At 65.4% G+C, this 17,822-nt stretch carries 17 protein-coding genes; 4 read left to right on the top strand and 13 right to left on the bottom strand.

From position 1 onward, the window contains the following. Positions 1-21: 21 nt before the first annotated feature. The 5 genes from HPC46_RS15570 to HPC46_RS15550 form a co-directional block, all read right to left on the bottom strand. Entirely contained in the window at positions 22-3,261 is a 3,240-nt protein-coding gene (locus HPC46_RS15570) for an arabinosyltransferase domain-containing protein (RefSeq protein ID WP_179471355.1), read from the bottom strand. Between the two features lie 2 nt (positions 3,262-3,263). Beyond that, positions 3,264-5,108, bottom strand: coding sequence for a galactan 5-O-arabinofuranosyltransferase (locus HPC46_RS15565; RefSeq protein ID WP_179471353.1), 1,845 nt, complete (start codon positions 5,106-5,108; stop codon positions 3,264-3,266). Positions 5,109-5,115: 7 nt separating this feature from the next. After that, positions 5,116-5,895 (bottom strand): decaprenylphospho-beta-D-erythro-pentofuranosid-2-ulose 2-reductase, encoded by a 780-nt coding sequence (locus HPC46_RS15560; RefSeq protein ID WP_179471351.1) that lies wholly within the window; start codon positions 5,893-5,895, stop codon positions 5,116-5,118. An 18-nt stretch (positions 5,896-5,913) separates the two neighbouring features. Next, positions 5,914-7,314: a decaprenylphosphoryl-beta-D-ribose oxidase gene (locus HPC46_RS15555; RefSeq protein WP_179471349.1), complete on the bottom strand. Its 1,401-nt coding sequence runs from the start codon at positions 7,312-7,314 to the stop codon at positions 5,914-5,916. Positions 7,315-7,376: 62 nt separating this feature from the next. After that, positions 7,377-7,787, bottom strand: coding sequence for a hypothetical protein (locus tag HPC46_RS15550; protein WP_179471347.1), 411 nt, complete (start codon positions 7,785-7,787; stop codon positions 7,377-7,379). A 615-nt stretch (positions 7,788-8,402) separates the two neighbouring features. Here HPC46_RS15550 and HPC46_RS15545 point away from each other — a divergent pair. After that, positions 8,403-9,524 carry a hypothetical protein gene (locus HPC46_RS15545; RefSeq protein ID WP_179471345.1) on the top strand — a complete coding sequence of 374 codons (1,122 nt, stop codon included), beginning with the start codon at positions 8,403-8,405 and terminating at the stop codon, positions 9,522-9,524. Further along, positions 9,521-10,147 (top strand): hypothetical protein, encoded by a 627-nt coding sequence (locus HPC46_RS15540; protein WP_179471343.1) that lies wholly within the window; start codon positions 9,521-9,523, stop codon positions 10,145-10,147. Before HPC46_RS15545 ends, HPC46_RS15540 begins: the two co-directional genes overlap by 4 nt. On the opposite strand, the gene HPC46_RS15535 is transcribed toward HPC46_RS15540, so the two are convergent. Further along, positions 10,099-10,530 (bottom strand): hypothetical protein, encoded by a 432-nt coding sequence (locus HPC46_RS15535; RefSeq protein WP_179471341.1) that lies wholly within the window; start codon positions 10,528-10,530, stop codon positions 10,099-10,101. The two genes, HPC46_RS15540 and HPC46_RS15535, sit on opposite strands and share 49 nt — an antisense overlap. A gap of 13 nt (positions 10,531-10,543) precedes the next feature. Then, positions 10,544-10,909, bottom strand: coding sequence for a GtrA family protein (locus tag HPC46_RS15530; RefSeq protein ID WP_179471426.1), 366 nt, complete (start codon positions 10,907-10,909; stop codon positions 10,544-10,546). 110 nt (positions 10,910-11,019) lie between these two features. On the opposite strand from HPC46_RS15530, the gene HPC46_RS15525 reads away from it, so the two are divergent. Both HPC46_RS15525 and HPC46_RS15520 read left to right on the top strand, forming a co-directional pair. Further along, on the top strand, positions 11,020-11,643 hold the full coding sequence (locus HPC46_RS15525) for an HD domain-containing protein (RefSeq protein ID WP_179471339.1): 624 nt from the start codon (positions 11,020-11,022) through the stop codon (positions 11,641-11,643). Between the two features lie 65 nt (positions 11,644-11,708). Continuing rightward, positions 11,709-12,143, top strand: a complete 435-nt coding sequence (locus HPC46_RS15520; RefSeq protein ID WP_179471337.1) for a pyridoxamine 5'-phosphate oxidase family protein — start codon at positions 11,709-11,711, stop codon at positions 12,141-12,143. Here the strand turns inward: HPC46_RS15520 and HPC46_RS15515 are convergent. The 6 genes from HPC46_RS15515 to wzt form a co-directional block, all read right to left on the bottom strand. Further along, the gene (locus tag HPC46_RS15515; protein ID WP_179471335.1) at positions 12,140-13,387 is read right to left on the bottom strand and encodes an aminotransferase class III-fold pyridoxal phosphate-dependent enzyme; all 1,248 of its coding nucleotides are present in this window, start codon (positions 13,385-13,387) and stop codon (positions 12,140-12,142) included. The genes HPC46_RS15520 and HPC46_RS15515 overlap by 4 nt on opposite strands. Positions 13,388-13,491: 104 nt before the next feature. Further along, positions 13,492-14,937 carry an HNH endonuclease signature motif containing protein gene (locus tag HPC46_RS15510; protein ID WP_179471333.1) on the bottom strand — a complete coding sequence of 482 codons (1,446 nt, stop codon included), beginning with the start codon at positions 14,935-14,937 and terminating at the stop codon, positions 13,492-13,494. Further along, positions 14,934-15,146, bottom strand: a complete 213-nt coding sequence (locus HPC46_RS15505) for a hypothetical protein (RefSeq protein WP_179471331.1) — start codon at positions 15,144-15,146, stop codon at positions 14,934-14,936. Before HPC46_RS15505 ends, HPC46_RS15510 begins: the two co-directional genes overlap by 4 nt. A gap of 129 nt (positions 15,147-15,275) precedes the next feature. Continuing rightward, positions 15,276-16,106, bottom strand: a complete 831-nt coding sequence (wzm, locus tag HPC46_RS15500; protein WP_179471329.1) for a galactan export ABC transporter permease subunit Wzm/RfbD — start codon at positions 16,104-16,106, stop codon at positions 15,276-15,278. Beyond that, positions 16,103-16,999 (bottom strand): galactofuranosyltransferase GlfT1, encoded by an 897-nt coding sequence (gene glfT1 / locus HPC46_RS15495; protein WP_179471327.1) that lies wholly within the window; start codon positions 16,997-16,999, stop codon positions 16,103-16,105. Before glfT1 ends, wzm begins: the two co-directional genes overlap by 4 nt. Further along, positions 16,996-17,820: a galactan export ABC transporter ATP-binding subunit Wzt/RfbE gene (gene wzt, locus HPC46_RS15490; protein WP_179471325.1), complete on the bottom strand. Its 825-nt coding sequence runs from the start codon at positions 17,818-17,820 to the stop codon at positions 16,996-16,998. The genes glfT1 and wzt overlap by 4 nt, the downstream gene beginning before the upstream one ends. Positions 17,821-17,822: the final 2 nt, after the last annotated feature.

Below are 17,822 nucleotides of genomic sequence, written 5' to 3'. Positions count from 1 at the left end.
CGGCGATTCGAGACTGGATCGCTATGTCGGCCGCAGCGGAGCCGGGCTCCACAATCCGGTGCGGGTCGCGGTGCCCAGATCCAGGCGGGCGGGCTGCGCGGCGGGATAGAACGGGTTGAGCCGCTGCAGCGCGCCCCAGTCCCGGAACCAGTCGTCACGGAGGTAACTCGGCACGGTCGACGCGCGGTAGAGCAATTCGCTGATACCGAGCGGGCCGCCGCCGATGTTGTCCATCACCGGCGAGTTGGCCTCGGCGCCGAAGCGGTCCGGCAGGATCCGCCACTTCGGTGGCTCGATGACGCCGTACTGATGGCCGAACGGCCGCTGGCACGGGAAGGCCAGGCCGACAAGCCAGTCCAGCAGTACCGGATCCTGCGACCCGACGACGTCCTGCAGGGTGCGCAGCTTCGGGATGCGGGGCGGGGTCAGGGCGATCCAGTGCTGAGGTGACAGGTCGTCATCGTCGGCGACCAGCCGGACCATGGCGGCCTCACGGGGGATCGCGGCCAAGGGGGCGCGCAGGTTGCGCCATGCGGGCGCAGCGCCGATGTCGCCGAAAATGATTGAGCCGCCGGGCTTTCCGTCGGCCGCCTGCTGTTCGGTCGCCCACTGGACCTGGACCTCGTCGGGGTCGAAGCGGCCCGCCGCCGCGACCACCAGCAGCGGGGATGACGTCCAGTCGGCGGGCAGCCGGTACCAGGCCGAGCGCAGCATCGCGGGCTGTTGCACGCCGGGACGCCAGCTGCCCATGACCGGTGTGCGGGCCGGGTCCAGGTTGTAGGGCAGCCGTGCGCGCGAACCGTTGACCCCGCCGACGGCGTCGGTCCCGCCTTCGGTACCGGCCTCGCTGCTGGTGACCACGCCGTCGGTGTCGGCGAAGTTGCCACCGCCGGGCGGCTCCATCACGGGGTCGGCGGAGACGTCGGCGGGAATGCCGCCGGGGGTGAACCCTTCGGCCGTGGTCGCGCCGAGCGCGTCGCCCAGCGACACCCCGGTGATCGGGGTGAGGATGCCGGCATTCGGGTCCTCTTCCACGAGCACGTCGTCGGCCAGCCCGCACGTCTTTCCAGCGAGCGCCTGCAAGTTCGAGCGGCCCACCGACCAGGCCGGCCACTGTTCGGTCATTCCCAAGGTCAGAGATGCCACCTCGAAGACCACCAACAGCCAGGCCACCACCGCCAACGGTGAACCCACGATCCGCCGCCACCAGCTCGTACGTCCGCTGCTGCCGTTGTCGCGGCCGGAGAAGTGGAACCACGCGGCCACCAGCAAGCTGATCACCGTCAACGCGAGCAGGATCGTGGTGAAGCCAAAGTGCCACTCGGGGAGCTGGTTTGACCACGGCACGCCGAAGTTGGACACGTACCACCAGCCGTTGACGCTGGCGAACGACAAACCCGTGATGAAGAAGACTGCGGCGGCGAAGATCGCCCTGTTTCGTCGGGACCTCAGCACGTGCGCGCCGACCGCGACCGCGGCCAGCGCACCCAGCGAACCGGCCAGCCCGGCGAACACCCCGAAGTGATGTGTCCACTTCGTCGGCGTGAACATCATGGCGATGAACGAGATGATCGTGATGCCGATGATGCGCCGGCTCGGGCCTGCCGCGGTCCCCGGGATGTGGCCTCGACGCAGGATCATCGCCACCGACATGAGCAGCGCGACGAGCAGGGCCAGCACCGCGAACCGGCGGGATATCGATCCGTCGGGACTGGCCATGAACAACCGCTCGTAGCGGATGTGCTCGTCGAACCACGCGAGGCTCGGCCCGACCGCGGACTTCAGCATGTTGGCCTGCACCTCGCCGGCCAGGGTCTGGTCGCGGAAGATCAGGATGATCGTCACGGTGCACGCGGCCAGGATCGGGGCGAGCAGCGGCAGCAGGCCGAACTGGCGGGATCGGCGGTGCAGGATCGTGCGCAGCGGGCCGATGGCCACCAGCAGCGCGCCGATCGAGGCAATACCGGTTGGGCCCGAGAACAACGTCAGTGCGCCGACGATGCAGGCAAATGCGACCGGCAGCAGGCGGCTGGTGGCCACACCGCGTTCGACCGAGCACCAGGTGAGCAGGATGCCCAGCGCGATGATCGGTTCGGGCCGCAGGCCGTTGTCCAGCGGCAGCCAGAACACCAGGAACATGCCTGCAGCAGTCCAGGCGGCGGCGCGGCTGGTCTTGACGGCGTGGCCGAGCCGGGGGATCACCTCGCGGCTGATCAGCCACCAGCACACCAGCGCCATGGCCAGGGTCGGCAGCCGCATCCAGACGCTGGTCGTGGAGACGTGTGCCCACATGGCGAGCAGGTCGTAGTACCAGCCGAACGGCGCCTCGGGCGTGCCGAACCAGCGGTAGTAGTTGGCCATGTAGCCGGCGTGCTCGGACACCCGGGCCATGGTGAGGATGTAGCCGTCGTCGGAGGTGTTGGCGCCGACGAAGTGCCACCACACCAGGACCGCGAACACCACGCCGTCCAGCCCGCTCAATGACCACCATCGGGCCGGCAGGAAGCGTCGTTGCCGCACACCGTCTGCGCAATCCATCAGGTGCAGGGCGATCAGCGCAATCACCGTCATCGCGACGCCGAGCACCATCGCGGCCATCTTCAGTGCGGTCGGTGCGCTGCTGTAGCGGGTGTCGATCGTGGCGGACAGGCGCAGGCCGGGCGGCGCCGGGCCGGTCAGGTCGGTGAAGACGCCGACGATCTGGGGCCGGAAGTCGTAGCCGCTGCGTTCGCCCTCGAGCGGGGACCCGGGCTGCTCACTGTCGGGGCCCTGGGTGAGGCCGACGAACTCGGCGGTCACCCGATCGGCATGGGCGGTGAACGTCAGCTTCTGGCAGGCCGGGCTGAGTACTTGTTTCAGCGGTGCGACGACGACAGGGGTGTTGCGGACGACGACGACGAGGTCGTCGTTGGCGCGCTGGATCAGCAGACCGCGGTCGACGGCTTTGGGCGCCTGCTTGGGGACCGTCGACAGCAGGACGGTCTTGCCGGGCCGGTCCAGACCCGCGGCCGCGCTACAGGGCACTTCGATGGTCAGGTCGGTCGCCACGTAACTGATCAGGGGCGCCGTGACGCTGTCGAGCACGCCGTTCTGCGGCCAGTTGAGCTCGGCAGTGGTCTGCTTGACCGGCAGCAACGGCGTCAGGATCGCCAGCGCGGCGCCGAGCAGGCCGGCCACGACGGCGACGAGACGGGCGGTCCGATAATCCACCCGCGTCTTCTCCACGGAGCTAGATGCTAATTGGCCACTCGGGCGGTTCATCGCTACGGATTCCGGATGGCAAGCACGAACGGCCCGATCGTCTTGACTGTGAAGTGCGGTCCGCTGAACAGCTTGCCGTCGAAGTCGACGGTGTAGCGGCGCACGTTGGGCTGGTTGGGGTAGACGTCCTGGGCCAGGCGCAGGGTGTAGGTGTCATTGGCGCCGCGACGCATGAGGAAGACGGTCGGCGCCGGCCAGGGCAGCGAGTCCAGCGCATGGACCAGCTGGTCGGCGTTCTTCAGCCCGGCCCAGGATTCGATGGCGGCGGCGCGCTTGTCGAACTCGGCGAGCGGGTTCGCGTAATGGGAGGTCAGGCCCTGGAAACCGTAGTACGGGTAATACGACAGGAAGCTGTAGTCGGCGGTCAGCACGACGGTGTCTTCACGGGGACGGCCGGTGGCCGTCTGGATCGCGGCGTCGACCTCGGGGTAGTACTTCTCGGCCCCCGGCGGCCGGCGGTCGCCACGCTGGCCGTAGCCGTCGGTGTCGGTGTAGGCGACGGTCAGGTCGGGCCGCAGCACGTCGGGGATGTCCTGGCTGAAGCCGATGGCGCCGATCAGTCCGATCGCGGCGCCAACTGGAATGACCTTGCGGTTGGCGCGTGCCGCGATCGCGAGTGTCACCTCGATGAACCCGAACACCCCGGCCGCCGACAGCAGCACGGTCAGCGTGGGCTGTAGCCGGAAGGACAGAAGTGTGGTGCCGAGCAGGGTGGTCAGCATGGACAGCGCCGACCAGGCGTAGACGGTCAGCACGCCGATGCCGAGCGCGGCGGCGCGTGTGGACGTGCTTGCCCGCCACACCAGCCACAGCGTGCCCAGCATGCACAGCGCGCCGAGCAACGAGAACTGCAGCATCGGGAACGTCAGGACCGCGCCGTCCGCGGGCAGGTAGTGCTGGGCGCTGCCGGTGTCGCTCATCGGGTGACGGGCGGCGTGGCGCAGGAACGGCAGCCAGGTGATCAACCCGATGGCCGCCGTGATGACGGCGGCGACCACCAGGCGCAGGAGCGGTTCGACGCTGCGCCGCGCGATCGCGACGATGATGCCCATCACGCCGACGGTGAAGGCCGCGTAGCCGAACAGCAGGGTGTAGAAGGTGGCGGAGACGCCGAGGAAGAGCCCGACGCCGGCGACGGCCGCCCAGCCGCCACCCCTGGTCTTGCCGCGCAGTCCCGACCACGCCAGCACGAAGACGGGCGGGATGAGGACGGTGATGGTGGCGGCGTAGGGCTCCGGCGAGCTGTACGCGAGGGTGACCGCGGTGGTGGCGACAGTGACGATCAGGGCGTACTCGAACCTGATGAGCGCCGACCACAGCACCATTGCCAGCACGACGGCGACCGCGATGGAGGTTATGGCCCAGGGCTTGAACATCTCCCACGCGGGTGTTCCGGTGAGCGCGGCGGCCCGCCCGCCGATCCAGAACCAGCCGGCGGGGTAGAACGGCGGCAGACCGATGTAGGTCATGTCGTGCAGGGCCGGGCTCTGGGCCAAGCGGGTGAGGTATTCGGTGCGGAATTGCTGATCGACCGAAATGCCGAAGAGGTAGAGCCGGCTCGCGCCCAGCGGCATCCCGAGGGTGACCACCGTGAACGCCGACAGGAACACCGCGGCGGCAATGCGCGCTGCCCATTGGTATCCCTTGCGCCAGAGGAATCCGGTTCCCAGCAACAAGACCAGGCAGCCGACCTGACCGACGGTGGTCAATGCGTGCAGCTGGTTGGACGACGGGAACGCCGGCCATTGGACCCGAGATATCGCGATCAGCGCGATGACCGAAACCACAACGGCCACAGCGACTGCCGCGATCATCTGACCCGCAGTGGCCAGCGCGCCCTTGACCATGAGGCGTTTAGATCGGCAGCTTGCGGAAGATGGGCCGCGGGATGTGCCGCAGCACCGACATCAGCACGCGTACCTGCCCGGGCGCCCACACGAGGTCCTTGCCCTTGGCCGCGGACGTGACGGCCAGCTCGGCGACGTCTTCGGCGTTCACGGTGAAGGGGGCTTCCTTCGCGCCGGTCGCCTTCCAGTGCTCCAGCGTGGTGGTGGTGCGTACCTGGCCGGGCCGGATGACCAGCACATGAACTCCATACTCGCGCAGGGCCTCTCCGAGGCCCAGGTAGAAGCCGTCCAGGCCGGCCTTGGTGGAGCCGTAGACGAAGTTGTTGCGGCGCACCCGTTCACCGGCCACCGACGACATGGCGATGATCTGGCCGAATCCCTGCGCGCGCATCTTCTCGCCGATCAGCACGCCCACCGAAACGGCGGCGGTGTAGTTGATCTGGGCGCTCAACACGGCCTTGGCCTGGTTCTGCCACAGTTCCTCGGCATCGCCGAGGATGCCGAATGCGACGATCGCTACGTCGACATCGCCATTGGCCCAGGCTTTTTCGATGACGCCGGGGTGGCTTGCGGTATCGAGGGCGTCGAAGTCGAGGTATTCCACCGACTTCGCGCCTGCGGCCTCCAGCTGGGCGATGGCAGCGTCACGCTTGGGTGCGTTCGGCAGATCGGCCAGAATGACGCGGGCCTTGGCGTTGCGCAGATAGCGCGCCACGATGGCCAGGCCGATCTCAGAGGTTCCGCCCAGCAGCAGGATGGTCTGTGGGTTACCCGTGGCGTCGATCATGTGTGTGGGGATGCCTTTCTACAGCAGTTCGAGTCGGCGGGCCATGTCGGAGGCAAACACACCGTTGGGATCGGCCTTGCGGCGCACAGCAATCCACTCATCGACCCGCGGATACATTCTGTGGAACTTCTCGGCGCTCACCCGAGAGTCCTTGGCGGTGTAGACCCGCCCACCGAATTTCATGACGCGGTCGTCGAGTTCGTTGAGGAACTCGTTGACGCCGGCGTTGTTGGGGAAGTCCATCGCGACGTTCCAACCGGCCATCGGGAAGCTCAGTGGGGCAGGGTTTCCCGGGCCGAACAGCTTGAAAACGTTCAGCGCCGAATAGTGACCCTGGGTCTGGATCCACCGAATGATGTCTTTGAATTCGTCCAGGGCATCGGGTGGTACGAGGAACTGGTGCTGCGCGAAACCGGTTGGGCCGTAGGCATATTGCCAGCCAGTCGTGATATCGAGCATGTGGTAGAACTGCGTCAGGTTGACGATCTTGTTCTGGTAGTTGCCGCTGACTCGGTAGAACGCCTCGCCGACGAGACTCAGTGACAGCTTGTTCATGACGCTGACGGGGAACAGGTTTGGCACTGCGGGCAGCTTGGGCGCGCTGAACTGCAGGGGGTCTTTCGCCAGCTTGGGCGGCAGTTGGTCCAGTTTTGCCAGGCTGCCGCGACTGACCGCCGCGCGACCCAACTTCGGCGGCGGGTTGATCAGGTCGAACCAGGCGCTGCTGTAGGTGTAGTTGTCCTCGCTGCCGTCCTGGTGGACAGCGACGGTCTCGTCCAGGTCGGCGGTGGCGATGCCGTCGGCGATGAAATACGCGGTCTCGGTGCGGGTCATCGCGATGCGGGCGCGGATCACGATGCCGGTCAAGCCGTTTCCACCGACGGTCGCCCAGAACAGTTCGCTCTCGGGTCCATCGGGGGTCAGCGTGCGGACTTCGCCGTCGGCCATCAGCAGGTCGAGCGATAGCACATGGTTGCCGAAGCTGCCGGCGCTGTGGTGGTTCTTGCCGTGGATGTCCGATCCGATGGCACCGCCGACGGTGACCTGCCTGGTGCCGGGCAGGACGGGGACCCACAGGCCGAACGGCAGCGCCGCCTTCATCAATTGATCGAGGCTCACGCCGGCGTCGACGTAGGCGATGGCAGTTTCGGCCGATATCGAGTGGATGCGGTGCAGGCGCGTCATGTCGACGACGATGCCGCCGCCGTTGCCGGCCTGATCCCCATAGGAGCGCCCCAATCCGCGGGCCAGGATGCCCCGGCGCAGGTATGAGGGACTGTTCGCGTCCGCGTCGGCCACCTGCCGGACGGCGGCGGCGATCACCTCGACATCGGGAGTCGACAGCACCTGCGCCACGCTCGGCGCGGTGCGGCCGAACCCGGTCAGGGAACGCGGGGTCAGGGGGAGTTCGGTAGCCATGTCAGTGCCAAAGGTTACCGTGCGGTGGCGTCGGGCCAGTTGAATGCGGGCAGGCCCTCAGATCAGCCTGGGTTGGCCTGGGTGTCGGTGTCGTCGGGTTCGTCGGCGTAGTACAGCTGCAGTGCCAGCTCTTTTCCTTTGTCGGTCTGGTCTAGCCAGGCGGCGCAGACCCAACCCCACCGGTCGTCGAAGTTGTCGATGTAAGCCGCTTCGATCTGGGCCATGGCCTCGTCCAAGGGGACATCCCAGGCGTTGAAGGATCCATGGCGGGTGGGCACCCCCAAGACGAACAGGCCCTCGCCGACCAGGTCCCGAATCATGCGCAACGTCAGTTGCTGCGCTTCCGACACCGATCGCTTGGGCTCATGGTTGTCGAACAAGAACGCGGAGTGTATTTCCCCGACGGAAATAGCGTCCATCAGCCCCTCGATGACGAGCCTCTCCCGTACATCGTCGTAGTCGGAATCGTCCATGCAGTCGCCCCGCTCTATGGTCAATATCGCGAGACTACTCGGCCGTAGCAGTGGAGCAAGTCACCCGAATACGCGGAATGCGGAAAGGTCCTAGACTGCCGATGTGGGTTTGCTGGACGTTAACACCGCTGGTTTGCGGGCACTCGCGGCTGCTTGCCAGTCGCGGGCCGCTGAGGTCGCAGCGACAGCGGTACCGCCCCCGTCGGGTGCGTCGGGACAACCCTCAGCGGCGGCAGTCGGTGTTGTGTACGCCGGCGTGAGCGTGGCGGCCCAGACCCTGATAGCTCGCATGCAGTCGACGGCTGCGAAGCTGACGGCGGCGAGCGCCGAATACGCGGTGCATGAAGCGAACTCTGCGACGCAGCTACGCGGACTGGCCACGGAGGTGTAAGTGCCCGCCGTCCTGTCAGCTCCAACCTTGTCGCAGGTGCAGGCCTGGGACAGCGAGCACCTGACGACGGCGGCCACCCAATGGACGAACACCGCCACGGTGTGGGAGGACGCGTTCACTCATGTCGGCACCCAGATGTCTTGCCCGGGGGGTCGCTGTGGGAAGGGGAAGCCGCAGAGGCCGCCCAGCACCGGGCATATTCCGATCGGCTCATAGTCATTGGTGTGGCCGACCAGCTCCACCAAGCTTCGGCGATTGCCTGCAAGGGCGCAACCGAGATTCAAGCCGCCAAGCGGAATGCGCTCGCTGCCGTCAGCGCCGCGGAAAATGCGGGATTCTCTGTCGGAGAAGACTTTTCGGTCACCGACCGTCAGCGGGTTAGCGCTGCGATGATGGCCACCCGGCAAGCGCAGGCGCAGTCATTGGCAGCCGACATTCGTGCCCGAGTGGCAGAGTTGATCGCCACCGACCAGCAGATTGCCGCCAAGATCACCACCGCGGCGGCGGGCGTGGACGCCGTTCGTTTCCCCGAAAGTGATGGCGCCGAGGGCAAACCAACAATTCAAGCCGTCGATTACCACACCATCAAGGAGGCGCCACCCCAACCGCCGCCACCAGACCCGCCGCCCGGACCCATGCCGCCCGTCAACAATGCCGACGATGTCAAACGGGCTCTTGACCCGCTACAGAACGGTGGCAAGCGGGGGCCGAACGGGGTTGGCACCAACCCAGAAGTTAAGGAAGTCTGGGACGAGGGATCGATGCGACAGCTGTGGGAATACCTAACCCGCAACGCCACCGATACGCAAGGGAGTTCCACCTTCGAAGGTCCCGTTCGGAGGCTTCCTGATGGAACCAAGATCGGCTGGCACCAAAGCGGCAAAGGGTGGGGCGACACCATCGACGTCTGGTATCCGGACGGTGAGTACAAGAAGGTCCACACGCCGTACAAGCCCTACTTCCCCTCAATTGGAGTCCCGCCCGAGCTTCCGCCGACCGGGCATCCGGCACCGCTGCCACTTCCGCCAACACAGACCAACCACGCACCCGTGGGGCTTCCGCCGACCGGGATATTCGAACCCAACGGCTTGCCGCCCTGGCTGCAAAACCCGTCCACGCCAGGCTTTTACACGCCAGTCCAGCCCCCGGCCATCATGCCCGGCGTCGCTGTTCCGGACGTTCCGGCGCCCGCTCCCGCTTCACCCGGTCCAGCGTTGCTCCCCGAGCTGGGACATGACCTCGCCGAAGCGGGCAAAACCGGTGGCGCCATCGTACTCGGAGGGATCGCAATCATTGGCGGCTTGATCGCGGGCGGCGTGACGCCAAGCGGACAGATTGCGCGATGATCATGAAACAGTCGCTATATGAACGCCAACATCTAACCGCTGCAATGTCTCTCGGCGATATCATCGCCGGCGCGGTGGCCGATTATCGGCCGCTCGCCGTCCACGACGTGCTTTCCGCTAGCGCCGAATCACTGACCGTTCCGACGGGTTGGCTCATTGCATCTGCCGGTGTCAATGTGGCTCAACCGGTGCGAGTACTGGTCACTGGTCATCGCTCGCGTGGTGGCTGGCAAGGCTGTGACACGTTGGCTGCGTTCGGCTTTACCGGGATCGTCCCTCGCGAGCTTGGGACCGCGAATGCGTCCTGCACGTTGAACGCTTTGGGTGCTTCCGGGATCACGATCCGAAACCTCACCGTCTCGGAACAGCCGGAGGCATGGGCCGTGCGTAGCACCGGATACGTCACTGCTGTTGGGTTGCGGATGTGGGCACAGTTCAGCACGTATGTTGCTGGTTCGCAGGAAGCTGGCTGTGGTCGGCTGATCGAGCACAGCGTGTTCACGGTCACTCAGCGACGCGCCCAACTACGTTCCGATATAAGAGAACTCAGCCACTCCGTGGCGGTCGCATTTAGTCAGTTAAATCGTGGCTTCCAACCCGGCCAGGTTGGCCCTTCTGGATAGTCCTGACGGTAGATTTCCAGCGCTAGCTTTTCGCCCTTTGCGGTGTGGGTCAACCACACCATCGAGTCCCAACTGTGCCGGTCGTCGTAGTTGTCGACATAGGTCTTATCGATCTTGGCCATCGCCTCGTCGAGCGGCACATCCCATTCATCGAACCCGGCCGGATCGGCTTTGGTGGGGTTGGGGATGCCTAGTACGAAGAGACCCTCGCTGACCAACTCCCGGATCATTCGTAGGGTCATCTTCTGAATGTGCGCAGGTGGCGGAGCTTGGGTGCTGTCCGGGCCGAAGAACTCACCATGCACCCAACCGAGGGAGATCAAATCCATCAGGCCCTCGAGGATGAGGCCTTCCTTCACGTCTTCCCAGTCGGCGATGTACATGACCTCACCCCCATCAGCGCAGCCGAAAGATCCACACCCGCTGCACGATGAAGTTGATCACCGTCGCCGTGCCCTGAGCAATGACGAATGCGACCGGCACTGCCCACGGGCGGTAGTGCATCAGGTGGAGGCTGAAGTGGTTCAGCCCCACCTGTACGGCGAAGGTCAGCGCGTAGAGCGCCATCACGGCCAGGAAGCGGGACCGGCTGGGCGGGGCCTGGAACGTCCAGCGTCGGTTGATCAGGTAGGCGGTGATGGTGCCGACGACGAAGCTGATGGCCTTGGCGATGTCGACCTGGACGCCGCCCACCTTGTAGAGCAGCACATAGAGGCCGAAGTCGACGATCGCCGACAGCCCGCCGGTGACGATGAAGCGCACCACCTGGGTCTTGAGGCTCAGGGGACTCGACGGGGCTAATTCGGCCACGCCGGAAGCTTACTTATCAGCCCGGCTCGCCTACCTGTCAGACCGCGGTGCACCATGGTCATGTGCAGGATCTGGTTGACGCCTGGGCGACGTTGATGTCCCGGCACACCGACAACCCGGCGGTGGCCGCGGTCGGCCGCGACCTGGTCGCGTCCTGGTCTGAACCGCACCGCCGCTATCACTCGGTCGAGCATCTGCGCGGCATCCTCCACCACGTCGAGGAGCTGGCCGAATTCGCCGACGACGCGGACGCCGTCCGCCTGGCGGCCTGGTATCACGACGCGGTGTATCACGGCCTTCCCGACGACGAGGAACGCAGTGCCCGCCGCGCCGAGCAGGACCTGTCGCGGTTGGAGATCGAGCCGCAACTGGTCGACGAGGTGGCTCGGTTGGTACGGATGACGATCACGCATGATCCCGCGCCGGGCGACCACAACGGGGAGGTTCTCTCCGACGCGGACCTGGCGGCGCTGGCTGTGTCGAGGGAGCACTACGAGCGCAATACCGCCGCGATCCGCGCCGAGTACGGCCACGTGCCGGATGAGGTGTTCCGCCGCGGGCGTGTGCAGGTGTTGGTCGCTCTGCTGGGTGGGCCAGGAGTGTTCCGCACCGCGTACGCCCGCCGCCAGTGGGAAGCGCCCGCTCAGGGCAATCTACGCGCCGAGCTGGCAACGCTGACTGACTGAACGGCCCCGTCTCGTGGGCCGTTGGACCCTATGCGCGCGAGTTCTTGCCGAGGGAAGATCTGCCTATGACAGGCGAACAGGAGCCGATCACGGTCCTCAGTGATAACGAGTGCTGGGATTTGTTGAAGAGTGTCGCGCTGGGCCGGCTGGTGACGAACGTTGGCGGTGAGCCCGAGATCTTCCCGGTCAACTTCGTGACACAGTCTCATACGGTCCTCTTCCGAACGGCGGAGGGCACCAAGCTCTTCGGTACGGTGATGAACGACAAGGTGCTCTTCGAAGTCGACGACCATAACGTCGTCGGGGGTTGGAGTGTCATCATCCGCGGCACCGCCCAGGTGTTGACGGCGTCCGATGACATCCACGAAGCCGAACGTGCGCAACTGTTGCCGTGGGTCGCCACCGAGAAGTTGCGCTTTGTGCGCATAACTCCAAATGAACTGTCCGGCAGGCGATTTGTCTTCGGGCCGGAGCCTGACCACGGGTCATACCCCGGCTAGAAGTACTGCCTCGCTACTTCGCTGAATGCGGCCTCAGTGGCGATCAGCACGGTGTCGATGTCGGCGGGAGTCAAGGCCGTCGACATGAACCAGTTGTGCTTGGGATGCACGAAGACCCCGCGGGCAGCGCACTCGGCTGCCCAGGCCAGCGTGAGCTGATGGTCGGTCTCGCCGGCGAACGACAGGTAAGGCATGGTGACCGGCCCGGTGATGTTCACCGGGAGCGAGTAGGAGGCGGCCTGCTCGCGTAGGCCCGACACGAGTTGGGTGCCACGCGCGAACATGTGGGTGATTCCCTCGAGTCCCTCGAGTAGCTCGATCGAGGTGAGCGCGGCCACCATCGGCACCGCCGAGAACCAGAAAGTGCCGGTGACAAAGAAGGATCCGGCCGCTTCCCGGAATGGTTCGGAGCCCAGCACCGCGGCGATCGGGTAGCCGTTGCCGATCGCCTTGCTCCACGAGGAAAGGTCGGGACGCACGCCGTACTGTTCCCAGCTGCCACCGAACGACATCCGGAATCCGGTGCGGACCTCGTCGAGGATGAGGGCAGCGCCGTGTTCGTCGCAGATTCGTCGCAGGCCTTGCGCGAACGCAGGATCCACCATCTCCAGATCCGAGCCGGCCGGGTCGTGTCGGAACGGTGCGACGATGATGCCGGCCACGTTGCCAGCGTGCTCGGCGACCAGTTTCTCGACGCCGGCCAGGTCGTTGTAGGTGTAGTACGCCAGGCCGGCGCGGTCCGACGGGAGCACCCCCGTCTTGTCGGGGTTACACCACGGCAGGGCGCCGTGATAGGTACCTTCCTCGACCAGGATCACCGACCGTCCGGTATGTGCCCGGGCGATCGTCAGGCACAGCGTCGTGACGTCGGAGCCGTTCTTGGCGAACATCGCCCAGTCGGCATGCTCGACCACGTCGACGAGTTTCTCGGCCAGGGCCACGAAGTGTTCGGAAGGGCCGTTGGCGGTGTCGCAGATCAGGCGCTGCCTGCTGACGGCTTCTTCGATACGCGGATGTTGGTAGCCGTGAATGATCGGTCCCCACGAGCAGAGCAGGTCGATGTACTCGTGCCCGTCGGCATCCCAGATCCGCGACCCCGCCGTTCGCGAGACGAATTGTGGTGCACCCGGCCATAATCCGCGCGCGTTCTGGTGACCGTACATCCCATTGGGGATCACTTGTTGTGCGCGCTGCAGCAACGCATCCGACCGTGGATGAGTGGGGGCGTTCAGTGTCGACGTCATGGCGGTGCCTTCTTCAGGACGGTCGGGACGGCGCCGCTGTCGTCGATGCTCCTTCGAGGCTCGCAGAAGCAGGACGACGCGGCAACTCCAGACGCCGCCGCATATCAGAATGGTGGCGGTTTGTTGCGTTCGGCGACGCGGGCGTCGTTGAGTTTGCGTTCTGCCGCGATGCGGTAGGCGCGTTGGGCGGCCCGGATTTTTCGCCGAGTCGGCATCATGATGCCGATGGTCGGTGGAGGTTGCCCGACCGGTGCGGGCAGGGTGGCGGTGGTGACATTCCACTGCGGCAGGAAGAATCGGCTGCCGGGCTGAGTGCGATAGGTTCTACCCGTTGGCGACGTCCAGGTGATGGTGCCGTCAGGATGCTGTTCATCGCCCCAGCCGGCCCAGAAGGTCTTGAGCAGGTGGTGCTTTCGACATTTGCAAGCCAGGTTCGAGGCATGGGTGGGACCCCAGGGCCACGGGATCGTATGGTCCACATCGCAATACTCGGCCGGCATATCGCAGTTCGGGAACCGGCACGTCATATCGCGCAGCCGGACGAACTCATCCAACGCCGTCGAGGGCCGATACTGCGGTTCAGGCTCCGCACCCGGGCGGCGGAGCGGCCGCACCCTCGCGCCCGCGCGAATGAGTTCGGCCAGCAACGGTGCCGGCACGATGCCCCGGTGGCCGGTCAACACCCCACCGGCGACAGGCTTCTTTGGCTCCGTCTCGGGTTGCGGTTGCGGGTCGGGCTTCTCTCCGTGCATCGCCGGATTCGTTGCAGCGTCGAGAATATCGGCGTCAGCGACCACATGGACGACTACATTGGCTGCCCGCGCGTCCTCGCCGACGGCGGGGCATTCAGAGTTCCCGCAGAGGCATGCCAGATGATCCGAGCCAGCGGCGATGGCTCCCATGGCGTCGGAGCGGCGTTGCCCGATCGTGCGCGGATCGTCCTCACACACCGAATGCGCCATCTGGGTGAGCTTTCGGTCCAGCACCGCGGCATCAGCGGCCTGCAACCGGCCCCAAATCTCGGCCACTCCGCCCACCGGGCTGCCGATGCCGATCTCACGATCCCGGGCTCGGGACTGGGCCTGTCGCAGCGCACCCGGGTCATAGCGATCGACCCAAAAATCAATGGCGCGCTGCAGTTTCAGAGCCGACATCGGACCCCAGGAGACTGCGTGCTCGGCGATCGCAGCATCAACCAACGCCAATGTCTCCAGGTCACCGATGAGGTCGGTGCGACTCACGATCGCCTCGCACACCCGGTAACTCAGCGATCCCGCCATCAACAACGCATTCACTCGAGGTAGCCGGTCGCATAGCGACAACGCCAGATTCATGTGCGCTGATGCCCGACCGTGCGTCACACCGAGAATGGCCGAGATTTCAGCGGCCGTCGCATCCCAGTCATCACAGGCCCACCACGCATGCTCCTCACCAGAACAGCGCAATCGCACCAAGTCCGCGATCCCCGCCAGCCGACGCCCCTCACCTTGGGCCGCCATGCGGGCACCGCTCTCGATCGCGGCCACCGCGACCGCCGCTGCATCGCTCATCTATCGCGTCCAGCCGTCGGTCCGTACGACGAGTATGCCGGCAGCGCAGTGCCTTGAATCTCAAGCGATATGTCGTTGAACCATCGCCGCACCAACTCTCCAAGCAGCACCAACTGCAGCGCCGCTGCTTCTTTTTCACGTCGGTCGAACTCGGCGATCGCGGCTAGCAGCTCGGCAGGGGTCTGCGACACGATCTGTTCATCGAACATATGTTCGAGTCTAGATCAACCCCCCGACAGGACGCGTCACCCCTGGTCACGCGGTGTATCGACCGTGCCGCCCGGTGTCGGCATGCTCCAGGGCCCACTCCAGTGCGTGGTCGGTCACCCGGCTAGACCCTAGACCCAGTACGGCACGCGCGCTCGGTACTGCCGCAGCGCGAATGCGGCCACCAGCCAACCGATCACCGTCAGCCCGATCACGACCGCCCAATGCCGCCAGTGCTGGTCGGCGCCAAGCAGGGGAGCGCGCAGGATGTCGAGATAGTGCAGCAGCGGGTTCAATTCGATGATCGTCGCCCATTGGCCGGCACCCTGCTGTCGCAACGTGTCGTCGTTCCAGATGATCGGCGTCATGAAGAACAGCAGCTGCACGATCGAGAACAGCAGCGGTCCGATGTCGCGGTAGCGGGTGGCCAGGATGCCGAAGCAGAACGACACCCACACGCAGTTGAGCATGATCAGCAACAACGCCGGGATGGCCGCCAAGTCCGCCCACGACCACGGTTTCGGGAAGATGATCGCGATGATCACGTAGATCACGATGTTGTGCCCGAACAGAATCATCTGCCGCCACACCAACCGGTAGACATGCACGCTCAGCGGCGTCGGAAGCTGTTTGATCAAGCCCTCGTTCGCGATGAACACATCGGCACCCTCGAGAATCGCGGCGTTGATCATGTTCCAGATGATCAGCCCCAGCGTCACATACGGCAGATGCTCGGACAGCTGGAGGTGGAACAGCTGCGAGTACAGCCCACCCATCGCGACGGCGGTGGTCCCGGTGGCGATGGTGATCCAGAACGGGCCGAGCACCGAGCGGCGGTACTTCTGCTTGATGTCCTGCCAGCCCAGGTGCAGCCACAGTTCGCGCTTGTGATACCCGTCGCGCAGGTCGCCCCACGCCCGGGTGAACGTCTTCGACTGAGCGGCGGCATCGGTGAATGTCATCGGTTGAACCTTTCCCGCCTGCCCAAGCGCCGCAATCGAATCCATTCGGCGAAGCCGGCGGGATCGCGGCGCTGTACCAAGAAGAACCATCCGAATCGCAGCCACTCTTGCGGCACCAGCTTGCGCATACCGGGCTGGGATTGTAGGTAGCCGCGATTGCGATAGGTGAAGTATCGCTTGGTCGGATTGTCGGGGTATTGAGTGTGCATGCGACCGCCGAGGATCGGCTTGAACTCGTCGCTGCCTTGCGGGTGCAGATAGACAGCATTCAAGCAGGTCCCGAACTGTAATCCGCTGCGCAGCAGGCGCCGGTGGATCTCGGTCTCGTCGCCTCGGAAGAACAGCCGTAGGTCCGGCACCCCCACCGCTTCGATGGTCGATGCGCGAAACAGGGCGCCATTGAACAGATGCGAGATGCCGGGCATCAGATCGGGAAGTTCTGATTCCGCAAGCAGTTCCGACACCCGCCGCCGCCACACCAGGCCACGGCGAAGCGGGAAGGCCAGCCGGTCGGGGTCGTCGATATCACACACCATCGGGGAGACCTCGGCCAGCTGATGGCGCGACGCGCACGCCAGCAGCGTCGCCAGGACCGAAGCGTCCTTGGGTCGCCCATCGTCGTCGGCCAGCCAGACCCAGTCCGCGCCAAGCGTCAGCGCATGCAACATTCCCAACGCGAATCCCCCTGCACCGCCCAGGTTTCGGCGGGAGCCGAGATACGTCGACGGCACCGGCTGCCCTTCGACCAGGTCGCGCACCCGTTCGTCGGAATCGTTGTCGACGACGATCAGGTGGTCGAGCATTCGGGTCTGTGTGCTCAGCACATCGAGGGACTTGGCCAGTTCATCGGGACGGCGATGCGTGACGACGACGGCGCACACCATGTCGGTCACGGGGTGGCGACCCCGTCCGACCAATCAGACCTGTGCTCTTCCAACACTTCCCGCACATGCCGCGCGGCATCCTCGCCTTCGTAGGCCCGTACCACTTCTTCGATCCCGCCGGTCATCTTGATGGTGCCGTGGTCGATCCACATCGCGTTCTTGCACAACCGCGCCAGGAACTCGTTGGAATGGCTGGCGAACACCAGGATTCCGGACCGCTCGACCAGGCTCTGAAGACGTGTCTGCGCCTTCTTCAGGAACTCGGCATCCACCGCCCCGATGCCCTCGTCGAGCAGCAGGATCTCCGGGTCGATACTGGTGACCACGCCCATCGCCAGGCGGACCCGCATACCGGTGGAGTACGTCCGCAGCGGCATCGACAGGTACTCGCCGAGCTCGGTGAACTCGGCGATCTCGTCGACCTTGGCCAGCATCTGCTTTCGCGTCTGTCCCAGGAAAAGGCCGCGGATGATGATGTTCTCGTAGCCGGAGATCTCCGGATCCATCCCCACGCCGAGGTCGAACACCGGCGCCACCCGCCCGCGCACGGTGGCCGAACCGCGGGTCGGCTCGTAAATGCCGGACAGTAGTCGCAGCAGCGTCGACTTGCCCGCGCCGTTATGGCCGACGAGGCCCACCCGATCGCCCATCTTCAGCGACAGCGTGATGTCCCGCAGCGCCTCGATGACGACGACGTTGTCGGTATTGCGGCCGATCGCGCCGCCCGCCTTCCCCAGGAACGCCTTCTTCAGCGAGCGGGTCTTCGCATCGAAGATCGGAAACTCGACCCAGGCGTCCCGGGTTTCGATGAACGGATCGTCGGCAGTCACCG

It is taken from the genome of Mycolicibacterium vinylchloridicum (genome assembly GCF_013404075.1).
GTDB lineage: Bacteria > Actinomycetota > Actinomycetes > Mycobacteriales > Mycobacteriaceae > Mycobacterium > Mycobacterium vinylchloridicum.
The sequence above is the reverse complement of the archived record's forward strand: the minus strand, read 5'-3'. Positions and strand labels throughout refer to the sequence as shown.